Genomic DNA, 15,628 nt, shown 5'->3' with positions numbered 1-15,628 from the left:
TAGTCGGTCGTCGGTTCGAGCAACGAGCAGCGAGTATGCATCACCGCGGACGTCCGGCCACGGCCCACCCCGCACCCGGCGACACACTGCGCGTTAAGAATGCGTCAATGCCAGTCACGGCAGCGTCAAGGCCGCATCAGTTTGTGCCGCCGCTCCGTACGGACGGCGTCAAGGACACCAACGGAACGCTCCCGCCCCGGTCCGTGACGCGCAGCCTGACCGTAGGGCCCGAGTCGCCGGGCCCCACGGCAGGAGGTGCTCCCATGGCCGTCTTCCATCCCCCGTCGCCCGTCCACCGCCCGCACAGCCCCCGGGTCCCACGGCCCGGCACCCCGCCCCCGCGGGCGCTGCCCCGGCCGCGCACCGCGCGCCGGACGGCGGCGCACGGCCGCACCCTGGCCCGCGACCTGGCCGTACCGCTCGGCGCCGTCGCCGCCGCCCTGCTGGCCACCGTCCTGCTGCTGACCGGCCGCACCGCGCACGCCACCGTTACCCTCGCCGTCGCCCTCGGCGTCTTCGCCCTGCTCACGCTGCTGGTGTCCGCGCTGGCCAGGCCGCTGACGATGCCCGTGGTGGCCCTGGTGTCCTGGATGTTCTACGACGGCTTCGTGCTCCACCAGCGCTCGGACCTGGCCTTCCAGCAGCCGGACCGCACCGGCCTGCTGGTGCTGCTGCTCGCGGGCGCCGCCGGCGCGGGCTGTGCCGCTGCCGTACGGAGCCTGCGGCGCCGCCGGACGAGCTGACGGCCGGACCGGGCGGACCCGGGCACCCAGGGGCACCCGAGAGGCCCGGGAGCCGCCCTCAGCGGAAGTGGCAATGGCAGTGGCAGCGGCCGTGACGCCGGTGCGCCGCCCGCCTGGAGCGGGCCGCCGCCCGTCGCCGGCACGGCGCGGTCAGGAAACCCAGCCCGATGCCCAGCATCCAGGCGTCCTTGGCCAGTGCCATGCCCTCCGGGGTCGGCCGCAGACTGCCGGACCGGCGCATCCCCGGGAGCCGCAGATACAGGCCGACCAGACCGCCGGAGAAGCCGGTCAGCGCCAGCCCGGCCAAACGGGTCGGCACGAACGGGGCCAGCAGCGCACCGCCGACCGCGACCTCCGAGCACGCCAGCAGCCGGGTGAACCGCTCGGCGGGCAGCTGCCGCAGGAACGGGTACGCCGCGGTCGCCATGCCGTGCACGGTCTCGGCGGTCGCCTCGTCCGCGCGCAGCATCTCCAGCCCGGAATTGAGGATGAACGCGCCCGTGACCAGCCGCGGAGCCACGTCACGAGCGTCGGGCAGCAGCACCATCGGAGCCTCCCGTGGGCGTCGTCGGCCCCCTCACCGAGCCTAGGGCCGGCCCGTCCGATCGGCGCGGGCTGGGCGAACCACCGGACCGGAGTGGCGAGGGGCCGGACAACGGCTCAGGCGGGCTCGTCCGCCGGACGGCAGCGGGCCGTGTAACGCTGATCGCCGGCGGGGGTCCAGCCGGCGTCGCCCCGTGCGGGGTCGGCCGGGGCGAAGCCGTTCTCGCGCAGCTGCTCGTGGAGCGCGTCGGCGGGGAAGCCGTTCCCCTCGGGTGTGCCGTCGACCGGCCACAGGGTCACCAGCAGCGCCTCGGTGTCGCCGGTGTCGGGTTCGCTGTCGAGGCTGGTGACCTCGAGGTGCCAGCGACCGCCACGGACGAAGGCCGCCGCGCGGTACAGCGTCTGTGCGGTGGCGGGGTTCTGATGGGTTTCGGTCATCCGGGGGACTCCTGTCGTGGGCCGGCGAGTGCTGAACACGCTGTGCCGAGTCTGCGTGATCGGCGGCCGGTCGGGGAGGAGTTCCGCGGTAACCGTGGCGGTTGTGGCGGCCGGGCAAGGGGACCCGCCCGTTCGGGCCGGTCCCCTTTGATCGAGGGTTGTTGACGGTTTTCGTGGTGTGGCGAGGACAGTCAGCCGCGGCCTCCGCCGTAGCCGCCGCCGTAGCCGCCACCGAAGCCGCCGCCGTAGCCGCCGCCGTAGCCGTGGCCGCCGTCGCCGAATCCGCCGCCGAATCCGTATCCGCCGAATCCGTAGCCGCCGCCGAATCCGTATCCGCCGTCGCCGAACCCGTAGCCGTGGCCGCCGTGGTGGCAGTCAAAGCCCCAGTCCCAGGAGTCGCAGACGCGGGTCTGGGCGAGGGAGGGTGCGGCGTCGGAAACGGCACTCGCGGTGCCGGCGCCGGCCAGGACGAGGAAGGGCACCGCGCACAGTGCTGCGATGGCGCGACGGGTCCTGATCTTCGTGCGCATGGTCATCCCCTTTCGGGGCTGGTGCGTCGCCGATTGCTCGGCGTATCGATGGGGAACTCCTGGCCGCACCACCCGGCACCGGCAACGCGTGAGGCCCCGGCACAACGGTGGGGCGGGTTCGCAGGGCTCCGACCTGCTCACTGACATCAGAGCGGACTCCCTGAGCGGTGCGCTCTCAAGGAGTGACTGGTGAGCTCTCAAGAAGTCGCCAATTCGAGCGTAGGCAGGGCGCTTCGACGGGTCAAACATACGCTGTACGCATATGCCCGTGCGCTCCGTGGCCTCAGAGCGCCGGGACGTCGTCCCACTGGTCGAGGATGTCCTCGGCCGCGTCCGGGCCCCGTTCCCGCCGGCCCTCGTCGAGGGTCTGCTCGGTCCAGATGACCTTGCCGCCGGGCGTGTACCGGGTGCCCCAGCGCTGGGCGAACTGGGCCACGAGGAACAGTCCGCGGCCGCCCTCGTCGGTGGTGGCGGCCCGTCGCAGATGCGGGGAGGCGCTGGTGCCGTCGGAGACCTCGCAGATCAGGGCGCGGTCGTGGAGCAGGCGGACGCGGATGGGCTGGGCGCCGTATCGGATGGCGTTGGTGATCAGCTCGCTGAGGATCAGTTCGGTGGTGAACTCCAGCGCCTCCAGGCCCCAGGACTCCAGCGTCCGCAGGCAGGCGGCCCGGACGGGGGCGACCGCCGCCGGGTCGGAGGCGACCTCCCACTCGGCGACCCGGGCGGGGTCCAGCAGGTGGGTGCGGGCCACCAGCAGGGCGATGTCGTCGCTGGGGTGCTCGGACAGCATCGCGTCGAGGACCGCCGTACAGGTCTGTTCGGGGGTGCGGTCCGCCCCGGTGGCCAGCGCCGCGCGCAGCAGGTCCAGGCCGGTGCCGATGTCGCGGTTGCGGTCCTCGACGAGTCCGTTCGTGTACAGCACGAGCCGGGAGCCCTGGGGCAGCGTGAGCTCCGCGGTTTCCACCGGGACGCTGCCGCCCAGGCCCAGGGGAGGGGAGACCGGCACCTCGGGGAAGGTGACGCCGCCGTCGGGGGCGACCACCGCCGGTCCCGGGTGGCCCGCCCTGGCCAGGGTCACCCGGCCCGCCACCGGCTCGTAGATGGCGTACAGGCAGGTCGCGCCGGTGATTCCGGTACGGCCGCCGTCCGGGCGGACCCCGTCGGTGTCGCTGCCGATGCCCGGCCGGACCGTCTCCCCGGCGCCTTCGCCCCGGCCGCCGGCCGCTCTGGAGGCGGCCCGTTCCTCGTCCGTGTCGATGTGGCTGACCAGCTCGTCCAGATGGCTCAGCAACTCGTCGGGCGGCAGGTCGAGGGCGGAGAAGTTGTGCACCGCGGTACGCAGCCGGCCCATGGTGGCGGCGGCGTGCAGACCGTGTCCGACGACATCGCCGACGGCCAGGGCGACCCGGGCACCGGGCAGCGGGATCACGTCGAACCAGTCGCCGCCGACCCCGGCCTGGGCCGGCAGATAGCGGTGCGCCACGTCCAGCGCCGACTGCTCGGGCAGGACCTGCGGCAGCAGGCTGCGCTGCAGGGTGACCGCCGTGGTGTGTTCGCGGGTGTAGCGGCGGGCGTTGTCGATGGAGATCGCGGCGCGTGCGGTCAGCTCCTCGGCGAAGGAGAGGTCCTCCTCCTCGAAGTCGTCGGAGTGGTCGGACCGCCAGAAGTTGGCCAGTCCCAGCACCACGCCGCGCGCCTGGAGCGGTACGGCGATCAGCGAGCGCATCCGGGCGTCCAGCACCCGCTGGGTGCCCTCCGGATCCTGCCGCCGCCACGCGTCCGACCCGCGCAGGTCGGCCACGAAGACCGGGCGGCGGCTCTCCAGGCCGACGGCCATCGGGGTGCCCGGCACAAACCTGATCACGTCGCCGACCTGATAGATGGCCGACTCCTGGGGGACGCCCCGGACCGCCATCCGCCGCAGGTCGGCGGTCGTCGCGGTCTCCGGTTCGTCGCCCCGCAGCACCGGCTCCAGCAGCTCGACGGTGACCACGTCGGCGAACCGCGGGACCGCGACGTCGGCCAGCTCCGCCGCGGTCCGCCCCACGTCCAGCGTGGTGCCGATCCGCAGACCCGCGTCGTGGATCAGCCGCAGCCGCTCCTGGGCGACCTCCGCCCGGCCCGTGAGCGCCTGCAGCTCGGTGGTGTCCCGCAGGGTCACCGCGCTCCCCGCCGGGCCGCCGTAGGGGGCGGTGGGCCGGACGTTCACCGCCAGCAGCCGGTCGCCGGACAGATGCACCTCGTCGGTGGCCTCCCGCCCGGAGGTCAGCAGCGCGCTCAGCCGTGGCTCCAGACCCAGGTCGGCGATCGGGCGCCGGTTCTGCTCCGCGTCCGCGGGCAGTTCGAGCAGCCGCCGGGCCTCGTCGTTGGCGAGGAGCAGCCGCCCGTCACTGCTGACGATCAGCACCCCCTCGCGGACGGCGTGCAGCACCGCGTGGTGGTGGTCGTACATCCGGTACATCGCCGCCGGGTCCAGGCCGTGCGTCTGCCGCCGCAGCCTGCGGTTGACCAGCGCGGTGCCGGCCACGGCCAGCAGCAGCACCCCGGCGGCCGAGCCGAGCAGCAGCGGCAGCTGGCCGGCGATCAGCTCGCCGGTCTTCTGCAGGCGGATGCCGGCGGACACCAGGCCGACGACGTGGTGGTCGGGGCCGATGACCGGGGTCACGGTGTTCACGGCGGGGCCGAGGGACGAGTTCAGGGTGGTGGTGGACCGTTCTCCGTGGAGGGCCGGCCTGACGCTGCCGAGGACCACGCGCGTGCCGATCAGACGCGGGTCGGGGTGGGTCCAGCGGACGCCGTCGGGGCGGAACGCGACGATGTAGTCGAGCCCGGAGCGCTTGCGGGCGGCCTCCGCCTGGGGCTGGAGCAGCGCGGTGGGGTGCGCGGACTCCATGGCGGCGAGGGTGCCCGGGGCGTGCGCGAAGGTCTCCGCCCCCACGACGGAGCGCTGCCGCGCCTCCCGCATCGTCGCGTTCTGCGCCTGGAAGACCAGCGCGAGTACGGCTGCGAGGACCAGCAGCACCACGAGGGCCAGCTGCAGCACGAACACCTGGCCAGCGACGCTGCGCACGTCCAGCAGGGAGCGAAGGCGCTGCCGGTGGGAGGGGGACGAGCCGCGGCGGCCGTCACCCTCTCGCCGGAAATTTTCCCTCATGCCCCATATGTAGCATTCTGCCCCCTTGCGTGGTGACCGGCTCTGCCGCTGTGCGGGGGTGGCCGGACTGCCGCGCGAGCGTGCCCCGCGGTGGCTGACGGCCGGGACTGCCCGGGGGTCGAGTCGTTGAGCGCTGCTCATTGCCGCTCGGCGGCCGCTCGTGCCCGGTGGCGGACCGCCCGGCGCCCCGTCGTGCCGCGCACCGCGGTCACCGGCGGCCCGGAACGGCTTCGTATGCGCCCTCAATCGCTCATCGGCTGCGAGGCGTTCGCGGCGGGCGCCGCCAACTGCCCCGAGCGGGACCGTCCGGTCGGTGCGCGGCGGTGCGCGGCGGCCGTTCGGCACGCCCCGGTCGGACGCCCAACTGTCCGCATGCGCCGATGGCATATGCCCAACCCCCTGCCATGCGCATGAACAAAATCGGACATAGTATCAGAATCGCCGGGTTGCAGCCCCGTGCAGAAGCCGGAGGAGGTGTGGCCGGGCGGGCCGCTGGCGGATCACGCGTTGCTGACGAAGACGCCGATGTCGTCCGTCCGGCAACGGGAGGAGGCGGTTCTCCGTGATCCGCACACGCCACCTGATGACCGCGTACGTCCTCGCGGTGATCCCTCCCACCATCGTGTATCTGACGGTGCCGGCCGCCCACACCGTCACCTGGGCCGCGATCGGCCTGGCCAGCGTCGGCGCCGTCGTGCTGGGCCTCCGGATCCACCGGCCGGCGCACGCCTGGCCCTGGCTGATGCTCGCCGCCGCGAACCTCGCCTTCACCGCCGGCGACACCACGTACAACGTGCTGAACACCTTCTTCGACCAGCAGAACCCGTTTCCCTCGCTGGCCGACGTCTTCTACCTGGCGACCTACCCCCTGTTCGCCGGCGGGCTGCTGGGCTTCATCCGGTACCGCAGGACCGGCGGTGACCTGGCGAGCCTGCTGGACGCGCTGATCCTGACGTCCGGTCTGGCGCTGCTGTCATGGGACTTCCTGATCAACCCCTACACCACGGCCCCCGACATGACGTGGGTGCAGCGCGCGATCTCGATCGCCTATCCGCTCGGTGACGTGCTGATGCTGGCGATGCTCGCCCGGCTGCTGGCCCCCGGCTCGGTCCGGACGCGCGCCGTCCAGCTCCTCACCCTCGGCACCCTCGGCATCCTCTTCTCCGACGTGCTCTACGGGCTCCTCCAGCTCAAGGGCACCTGGCAGGTCGGCACGCCGATGGACCTGGGCTGGGTGGTCTTCTTCACCGCGTGGGGGCTGGCCGCGCTGCACCCGTCCATGGTGGAACTCACCGAACGGACCCCCGTGCAGCCGGCCGGAATCCGCCCGCGGCGGCTCGTCGTGCTCGCCGGAGCGTCGCTCATCGCGCCCGTCATGCTCATCCTGGAGTCCCTGCGCGGCGACATGCACGACGTGACCGTGATGGCGGTGTTCTCGGCCGTGCTCTTCCTGCTCGTCCTCGCCCGCCTGTCGGGCCTGGTCGCCGTGCACCTCATGGCGGTGACCAGGGAACGGGGCCTGCGGTCGGCGGCCGCGTCCCTGGTCGCCGCGGCCGGCGTGGAGGACATCGCCACGTCCATCCAGCGTGCCGCGGAGCCCCTCTTCGGGCCGGGGGAGCGGTTCGAGGTCGCGCTGCTGCGGCTCGCCCCGGACGAGGCCAGGCTGAGCGTCGTCCGCACCGTCACGCGCCGCGCGAACTGGTCCGTCAGCTGGACCGAGGAGACGGCCGACGCCTGGCGCCCCCACTTCCTCGCCAGGGAGACGCAGCTCCTGCCGGTCGCGGAGCTCGGCGCGACCGCGACCGTCGCCCTGGGGGCCCTGCCGAAGGCGCTGCTGTGCCCGCTGGCCATCAGGAACGGGCCGGTCGGGGACTCGCTGATCGGCGCCCTGGTCGTGGCGGGCACCGAGAAATGCCTTGTGGAGCGGTGGAGTTCCTTCGAGACCCTCGCCTCCCAGGCGGCCCTCGCCATGGAACGCGTGGCGCTCGGCCAGGAGATCAACCGGCGCAACAGCGAGGCGTACTTCCGCACCCTCGTGCACAACACCTCCGACGTCATCCTGATCCTCGACGACGACAACACCATCCGCTATGCCAGCCCGTCCGCCGAGGGAATGTTCGGCCGGACGCCGCTCGGCGGCGTCCGGCTCACCGAGCTGATGGCGGCCCAGGACGGCAGCCGCGCCCTGCACGCGCTGCAGCGCATGCGCGAAGAGGGCGACCAGGACAGCCGCGACGACTGGCAGGTGCTCCAGCGGGGCGGCGCGCGCATCGACGTGGAGGCCCGGTGCAGCAACCTGCGGCACGACGAGACCGTACGCGGACTGGTCCTGACGCTGCGGGACGTGACCGAGCAGCGCAAGCTGGAGCGCGAACTGACCCACCGCGCCTTCCACGACTCGCTGACCGGACTGCCCAACCGGGTGCTCCTCGTGGAGCGGATCCAGCGCGCGCTGCTGCGTGGCCGCCGGGACCGGACCGTGCCGTGCGTCCTCTTCATCGACCTCGACGACTTCAAGGTCGTCAACGACACCAGTGGCCACTCGGTGGGGGACGAACTCCTCGTCGCGGTGGCCCGGCGGCTGGCCGGGTCGCTGCGCGTCAGCGACACCGCGGCCCGTCTGGGAGGCGACGAATTCGGGGTGCTGATGGAAGGCGCGCGCGACCCCGCGGACGCCGAGGTGCTCGGCGAACAGGTCGTGCAGAACCTCAACCAGCCCTTCCGGCTCTCCGGCGAAATGATCCGGATGTCGGCCAGCGTGGGCATCGCCACCGCCCAGGACAGTGCCGACGCGGAGGAACTCCTCGGCCATGCCGACCTCGCGCTCTACGCGGCGAAGACGGCCGGAAAGCGGCAGTGGCGCCGCTACCAGGCGCAACTGCACAGCGGAATGCTCGAACGGCACGAACTCCGGGCCCGCCTGGAGGGCGCCATCGACACCGAGGCGTTCGACGTGCGCTACCAGCCCATCGTGGAGATCGCGACCGGCGAACTCGCCGGATTCGAGGCACTGGCCCGCTGGCCGCACGCCCGGCACGGCCTGGTGCAGCCGGACCAGTTCATCGCCCTGGCCGAGGAAACCGGGCACATCATGCCGCTCGGCGCCTGGGTGCTCGAACAGGCCGCCAACAACGTCGCCCGCTGGCAGCAGTCCATCCCACGGCCGCATTCCCTGCACATCACCGTCAATGTTTCCGCCCGTCAATTCCGGGACCCCGGTTTCCTGGACGAAGTCCGCGACGTGCTCAGTACGTCCGGCCTCAGTGCCGGTTCGCTCGTACTGGAACTGACGGAGACCGTGCTGATGCACTCCGACGAACAGATCCGGGAGGTGATGCGGGAACTCAAGGACCTCGGTGTGGGGATGGCGATCGATGACTTCGGCACCGGATTCTCATCGCTCAGCTATCTCCGGGAATTCCCCATCGACCTGCTCAAGGTCGACAAGTCATTTATCGACGACATCGGCGTCGACAAGCAACAAGTCGCACTGGTCGAGGGTATCGTGCGCATCGCTGACACCCTTGGTCTGCAGGTCATCGCCGAAGGCATCGAAGAGGTTGAACAAAGAGACCGGCTGGCTGCCATGGGATGTCGATTCGGGCAAGGCTATTTGTTCGCCCGCCCGATGACGGCGGATCAGGCGGAGCAACTGCTGCGGACCATGGGTGAGCACAGGCTTCCCTCCCTCACCGGCAACGCCGCGCAGCGCCGCACCCGCCTCCGCCCGGGCACCGCACCCTCGACTCCCCAGGGGGCGGGTGCCACCGGCCGGCACGGGGCGGAGGAGGATCACGTGCGAAAGGCACTGGGGACACAGACCGGCGCGCGGCACGATCCGCGGTGGGGCGAGCTCGAACGCCTCCGGCAGACCAATCCGATGTGCGATGCGGTGATCGACGAGGTGAAGGGTCGGCACCTGCGCAGCGGCAAACGCTGGCTCATCGACTTCGCGTCCTGCAACTACCTGGGCTTCGACCTCGATCCCGAGATCATGGAATCGATCGAACCGCAGGTCAGACGCTGGGGCACGCACCCGAGCTGGTCTCGGCTGATCGGCAACCCCCGGCTCTACCCGCAGATCGAGGAGCGGCTCGCCGGACTGCTCGACGCCCCCGACACCCTGCTGCTGCCGACCATCACCCTCATCCACGCCTCCGTCATCCCGGTGCTCGGCGGCGAGGGGCACATCTTCGTCGAGGCCCGGGCGCACCGCACCGTCTACGACGGATGCCAGGTCGCCCGGTCACAGGGCGCCACGGTCCAGCGTTTCCACGCCGACCGGCCGGAGGAGCTGGAGGCGCTGCTGAGCAGGGCACCGGCCGGCGCCACCCGCATGGTGTGCCTGGACGGGGTCGACAGCATGACCGGGAACCTCCCCGACCTGCCCCACCTGGTGGACATCTGCCGCGCCCGGGACGCCCTGCTCTACATCGACGACGCGCACGGCTTCGGCATCATCGGGGAGCGCCGGGCCGACGAGACCTCCCCCTACGGCGCCCGCGGCAACTGCATCGTCCGGCACCTCGGCGAGACCTACGACAACATGGTGCTGGTCGCCGGGTTCTCCAAGGCGTACTCCTCGCTGCTGGCGTTCCTGGCCCTGCCGACGTGGATGAAGAACCACCTCAAGGTCACCGCCGCGCCCTACCTGTACTCCGGCCCCTCGCCGACGGCCTCCCTCGCCACCGCGCTCGCCGGACTCGACGTCAACGACCGGCGCGGCGACAGCATCCGCGCGGACCTGCACCGCAAGACCGCGCGCGTGCTGGAGCACGTGCACGGGCTCGGCCTGGAGACGCCCAACACCAGCGGGCTGCCGATCATCGAGCTCCCGCTCACCAACGGCGCGGACCTGGACGAGGTCGGCCGGTTCATGTGGAACCACGGCATCTACGTCACGCTCGCCGCCTACCCCCTCGTCCCGCGCGACCGCGTCGGCGTACGCGTCCAGGTCACCGCGGCGAACACCGATGACGACATAACCCGGCTCAACGAGACGATCTCAGTGCTGGCGGAGCGGTTCGAACTGCGGCGAAAGACCTGAATGCGAGTCATGGACGATGCGGGCCGCGCCCGCCGGGTGCGCCTGCTCACACCGCTGGCCCACCGCGACTTCCGGATCCTGTGGATCGGGATGAGCATCTCGCTGCTGGGCGACGGGGTGCTGCTCGTCGCGCTGGCCTGGCAGGTCTACAGCCTCTCCGGCTCGCCCGCCGCGATGTCCGCGGTCGGTGTGGCGCGCGCCGTCCCCCAGGTCGCCCTGGTCCTGCTGGGCGGCGTCGTCAGCGACCGCTTCGACCGCCGGCGGACCATGCTGATCAGCGACATCGTCCGCATGGTGTGCCTGATGGCGCTCGCCACGCTGGCCCTCGGCGGCACGCTGGAGCTGTGGCAGCTGATCATCGCCGTCATGGTGTACGGCGGCGCGGCCGGGTTCTACCCGCCGGCGTACGACGCCATCGTGCCGACCCTGGTCCTGAAGTCCGAACTGGTCGAGGCCAACGCGCTCGACCAGTTCGTCCGCCCGGCGGCGGTGCAGATCGGCGGGACCGCGCTGGGCGGCGTGCTCGTCGCGGGCATCGGGACCGGCGGGGCGTTCGCGTTCGACGCGGTCACCTTCATGGTCTCCGTCTTCTGCCTGCTCTGCATCCGCCCGATGCCACCGCCGGAGCAAGCGGCCGGCTCGGTGTGGGCGGACCTGCTCAAGGGCCTGGTCTACGTCCGCGCCAACAGCTGGCTGTGGGCCACCTACGTCTCGGCGACCTTCGCCTACCTGCTCTTCCTCGGGCCGGCCGAGGTGCTGCTGCCGTACCTGATCAAGAACGAGCTGGGGGGCTCCGCCGGGGACCTCGGCCTGGTCCTGACCTGCGGCGGCCTGAGCTCCGTGCTGGTGGCGCTGGCAGTGGGGCAGCTCGGGATGCCGTCACGGTTCATGACCTTCATCTACGTGTCCTGGACGCTGGCCACCCTCGCGGTCGCCGGCTACGGCCTGTCCCAGGGCTCCTGGCAGCTGGCCGCGGCCTGCGCGGCGGTCAACGGGTTCGAGACCGCCGGCCTGATCGCCTGGGCCACGGCCAAGCAGCGGCTGGTGCCGGGCGCGCTGCTCGGCCGGGTCTCCAGCGTCGAGTGGTTCGTCTCGATCTCCCTGCTGCCGCTGTCCTACGCCCTGGCCGCGCCCGTCGCGTCCGCCGTGGGCGTACGGCCGACGCTGATCGGCGCCGGCGTGCTGGGCGCCGTCGTCACATTGGTCTTCCTCTACGTCCCCGGCGTACGCTCGGTGGACCGGGACAGTGACCCACGTTCCGCGAAAGAGGGCACATGAAGCAGCCCGCCGGTGACACGCCGGATCTTGTGCGTAATGACGACGCCGACTGGGACAACTGGCCGGTGCTGGACTACCTCGCCGAGAACTACCGCGAGATCCACCCCTGCGACGCGGCCGTCATCCGGCACCACTCCGCCTTCTACCAGCAGTTCCCGCCCGGCAGCATCGGCCGCTCGGTGGAGTTCGGCGCCGGGCCCAACCTCTACCCGCTGATGCTCGCCGGCGCCGCCAGCCGGCGCGTCGACGCGATCGAGCTGAGCTCGGCCAACGTCACCTACCTGACCGGCCAGCTCCGCGACGGCCCCGACCCGAGCTGGCAGCCGTTCTACGCGCTCTGCCGCGCGCTCGACCCCGCCCTGCCCGCCACCCTCACGGAGGCGCTGGCCCACGTGCGGGTGGTGCACCGGGACGTCCGCACCCTGCCGGCCGGCACCTACGACCTGGCCTCGATGAACTTCGTCGCCGAGAGCGTCACCGAGGACTTCGAGGAGTTCGCGGAGCTCTGCCGCGCCTTCGTCACGGCCGTACGGCCCGGCGGGCCCCTGGTCGCCGCCTTCATGGAGAACATGCCGACGTACCGCATCGGCACCGCACCCCGGTGGCCGGGCTGCCCGGTGGACGGCACCGTCATCCGCGCGGTCTTCACCCCGCACACCGAGCGGCTCTCGCTCACGCACGTGCCGGCCGACCCCACCTGTCCCGACTACGGCGACACCGGCATGGTGCTGCTGCGGGCGGTCAGGCGCGCGTGACCGGGCCGTACGCGACCCGGAGAACGGGCGTGACACCACCGGGCAGCCGGCCCCGCGGGCCCGTCGCACAGCCGTGCGGCATCCCGGCGTGGTGTGCGTCGGACCCCTCGGACGCAGGGTAGATATGGACCATGGCCCGATTCTCCGGCCGCGTACCGTGGCCGTCTCGGAAGCGCCGGATCACCGGTCGGCGCCAGGGCCGCAACGACCGGCGTGCGCGGCCCGGCAGCTCCACCGGGACGGCCAGGACCTCCCAGGGGCGGCTGCGCTCGCTCACGGGGAACCGCAGCGTCGCGGGCCAGATGTTCCTCCTCCAGATCCTCATCGTGCTGCTGCTCGTCGTGGCCGCGGTGACCACGCTGGTGGTCCAGTCCCGCAGTGACCGGTTCCAGGGCGCGAAGGACCGCTCGGTCGCCGCCGCCGAAGCCTTCGCGCACAGCCCCGGCCTGGTCGACGTGCTGCGCAGCCCGCACCCCAGCGCGGTGCTCCAGCCGCTGACCGAGGACGCCCGCAAACGGGGCGGCGTCGACTTCATCGTCGTCATGAACCGGCAGGGCATCCGCTACACCCACCCCAAGCCGCAGGAGATCGGCAAGCACTTCGTCGGCACCATCAAGCCCTCGCTCAACGGGCACGTCACCATCGAGAGCGTGTACGGCCCGCTCGGGCACGAGGTGCAGGCCGTCGTCCCGGTCACCGACGCGCACGGCGCGGTGGTGGGCCTGGTGTCGTCCGGCCTGAAGGTCAAGCGGGTCAGCAGCGCGGTCGACCGGCAGCTGCCGCTGGTGCTCGGCGCCGGGGCCGCGGCGCTCGCGCTGGCCACGGCCGGCTCGGCGCTGGCGAACCGGCGCCTGCGCCGCCAGACCCACGGCCTCGGCCCCGCCGAGATGACCCGCATGTACGAGCACCACGACGCGGTGCTGCACGCGGTGCGCGAGGGCGTGGTGATCGTCGACGCGGACCGGCGCGTGATGCTGGCGAACGACGAGGCACGGCGGCTGCTCGGCCTCGATCCGGACGTCGACGGGCGCCCGGTCGCCGACCTCGGGCTGGCCCCCCGGACCACCGAGCTGCTGGTCTCCGGGCGGGTCGCCACCGACGAGGTGCTCCCGGTGGGGGACCGGCTGCTGGCGGTGAACAACCGGCCCACCGACCGCGGGGGCGGCCCGCCCGGCAGTGTCGCCACGCTGCGCGACTCCACCGAACTCCTCGCGCTGGCCGGGAAGGCGGAGTCCGCCCAGAGCCGGCTGCGGCTGCTGTACGAGGCGAGCGTGGCCATCGGCACCACCCTCGACGTGCAGCGCACCGCCGAGGAGCTGACCGGGGTGGCCGTCGGCTGGTTCGCCGAGTACGTCACCGTCGACCTCGCCGAACCCGTCCTGAGCGGTGAGGAGCCGCCGATCGGGTCGTACCGCGAGGCGCCGGAGCTGCGCCGGGTGGCGCTCGCCGGCATCCGCGAGGACCATCCCCTCTACGCAGCGGGCGAGAGCCACCGGTTCCCCCGCACCACCCCGATGGCCACCGGCTTCGTCACCGGGGAGTCCGTGCTCATCACCGACGTACGGGCCGCCGACGACTGGCGCGCCCAGGACCCCGAGCGCTTCGAGCTGGTGGTGAACCACGGCTGCCGGTCGTTGATCACCGTGCCGCTCCAGGCGCGTGGCGTCCTGATGGGGGTGGCCAACTTCTGGCGCACCCGGGAGCGGCCGCCCTTCGAGGAGGGCGACCTGTCCCTGGCCGAGGAGATGGCGGCCCGCGCCGCGGTGTGCATCGACAACGCGCGCCGCTACACGCGGGAGCACGCCATGGCCGTCACCCTCCAGCACAGCCTGCTGCCGCGGGGCCTGCCGGAACAGAACGCCCTCGACCTGGCCCACCGCTATCTGCCCGCCCAGACCGGCGTGGGCGGCGACTGGTTCGACGTCATCCCGCTGCCCGGCGCGCGCGTCGCCCTGGTCATCGGCGACGTGGTCGGCCACGGACTGCACGCCGCCGCCATGATGGGCCGCCTGCGCACGGCGGTGCAGAACTTCTCCACCCTCGACCTGCCGCCCGACGAACTCCTCAGCTACCTGGACGAGTTGGTCAACCGCATCGACCAGGAGGCGGTCGTGGCGGACGAGGACGCCGTGGTCGCGGGCGCCACCTGCCTGTACGCGATCTACGACCCGGCCGGCGGGGTGTGCAGCTTCTCCCGCGCCGGGCACCTCCTGCCGGCGATCGTGCACCCCGACGGCACCGTGCAGTTCCCCGAACTCCCGCCCGGCCCGCCGCTCGGCCTCGGCGGCCTGCCGTTCGAGGCGGTGGACCTGGCCCTGCCCGAGGGCAGCAGCATCGTCCTGTACACCGATGGCCTCGTCGAGGACCGGACCCGGGACATCGACACCGGGATGCGCACCCTCGCCACGACCCTGGCCCACTCCGGGCGGACGCCCCAGGAGACCTGCGAGGCCGTGCTGGACGCCCTGCTCCCCGACCGCCAGCGTGACGACATCGCCCTGCTCGTCGCGCGCACCCGCCTGCTGGACCCCGACCGCATCGCCGAGTGGGACGTCCCCGCCGACCCGGCCGCCGTGGGTGACGCCCGGGCGAAGATCTCCCAGCAGCTGACACGGTGGGACCTGGAGGAGAGCGCGTTCACCACCGAGCTGATCCTCAGCGAACTGATCACCAACGCGATCCGGTACGCCACCGGCCCGATCCGCGTCCGCCTGCTCTACGACCGCACCCTGATCTGCGAGGTCTCCGACACCAGCAGCACCTCCCCGCACCTGCGCTACGCCGCCGACGAGGACGAGGGCGGCCGCGGCCTCTTCCTGGTCTCCCAGCTCGCCCAGCACTGGGGCACCCGCTACACCCCCGAAGGCAAGATCATCTGGGCCGAGCAGGTCATCGGGGGGCCGCTGCTGTGAGCGGCGGGCCTCCCGGGGCCGGGGCGGCGGCGCAATACCCTGCGATGCGAATACATTTCCCCAAGAGTGCCGCATGTGCCTGAACCGGTGAGAAGTAATGCGGTGTCCGAATTTGCTCCGCGGGCCGGTCGGAGAAAAGGATCCGGGCTCCGGAAACCGATATCGAATCGCAGGTTTGAAAGACGTTTCGGGTATCCGGGTCAGGCAAGTAAGGGGGCATGAACGGTC

The 15,628-nt window shown here is 72.2% G+C and carries 9 protein-coding genes; 5 read left to right on the top strand and 4 right to left on the bottom strand.

Features of this window, described 5'->3' with window-relative positions; genetic code table 11:
* Positions 1–263: 263 nt before the first annotated feature.
* Positions 264–743: a DUF4118 domain-containing protein gene (locus tag SL103_RS25505; protein WP_244304036.1), complete on the top strand. Its 480-nt coding sequence runs from the start codon at positions 264–266 to the stop codon at positions 741–743.
* Between the two features lie 58 nt (positions 744–801).
* On the opposite strand, the gene SL103_RS25500 is transcribed toward SL103_RS25505, so the two are convergent.
* The 4 genes from SL103_RS25500 to SL103_RS25485 form a co-directional block, all read right to left on the bottom strand.
* Positions 802–1,290 carry a hypothetical protein gene (locus SL103_RS25500; RefSeq protein ID WP_069571272.1) on the bottom strand — a complete coding sequence of 163 codons (489 nt, stop codon included), beginning with the start codon at positions 1,288–1,290 and terminating at the stop codon, positions 802–804.
* A 113-nt stretch (positions 1,291–1,403) separates the two neighbouring features.
* A complete protein-coding gene (locus tag SL103_RS25495; protein ID WP_069571271.1) occupies positions 1,404–1,724 on the bottom strand; it encodes a hypothetical protein in 321 nt (106 codons plus the stop codon).
* 191 nt (positions 1,725–1,915) lie between these two features.
* On the bottom strand, positions 1,916–2,254 hold the full coding sequence (locus SL103_RS38400; protein ID WP_208869954.1) for a hypothetical protein: 339 nt from the start codon (positions 2,252–2,254) through the stop codon (positions 1,916–1,918).
* 283 nt (positions 2,255–2,537) lie between these two features.
* Positions 2,538–5,408 (bottom strand): SpoIIE family protein phosphatase, encoded by a 2,871-nt coding sequence (locus tag SL103_RS25485; RefSeq protein ID WP_079145970.1) that lies wholly within the window; start codon positions 5,406–5,408, stop codon positions 2,538–2,540.
* 562 nt (positions 5,409–5,970) lie between these two features.
* On the opposite strand from SL103_RS25485, the gene SL103_RS25480 reads away from it, so the two are divergent.
* The 4 genes from SL103_RS25480 (at position 5,971) to SL103_RS25465 (ending at position 15,400) form a co-directional block, all read left to right on the top strand.
* Entirely contained in the window at positions 5,971–10,455 is a 4,485-nt protein-coding gene (locus tag SL103_RS25480) for an aminotransferase class I/II-fold pyridoxal phosphate-dependent enzyme (protein WP_347877864.1), read from the top strand.
* Between the two features lie 9 nt (positions 10,456–10,464).
* Positions 10,465–11,733: an MFS transporter gene (locus tag SL103_RS25475; protein ID WP_069571269.1), complete on the top strand. Its 1,269-nt coding sequence runs from the start codon at positions 10,465–10,467 to the stop codon at positions 11,731–11,733.
* Entirely contained in the window at positions 11,730–12,488 is a 759-nt protein-coding gene (locus tag SL103_RS25470) for a class I SAM-dependent methyltransferase (protein WP_069571268.1), read from the top strand. Before SL103_RS25475 ends, SL103_RS25470 begins: the two co-directional genes overlap by 4 nt.
* A gap of 302 nt (positions 12,489–12,790) precedes the next feature.
* Positions 12,791–15,400, top strand: coding sequence for a SpoIIE family protein phosphatase (locus tag SL103_RS25465; protein ID WP_244304197.1), 2,610 nt, complete (start codon positions 12,791–12,793; stop codon positions 15,398–15,400).
* The last annotated feature ends 228 nt before the right edge of the window (positions 15,401–15,628 follow it).

Source organism: Streptomyces lydicus (assembly GCF_001729485.1).
Taxonomy (GTDB): domain Bacteria; phylum Actinomycetota; class Actinomycetes; order Streptomycetales; family Streptomycetaceae; genus Streptomyces; species Streptomyces lydicus_D.
Note: the sequence above shows the minus strand (reverse complement) of the source record. Positions and strands in the feature narration are given on the sequence as shown.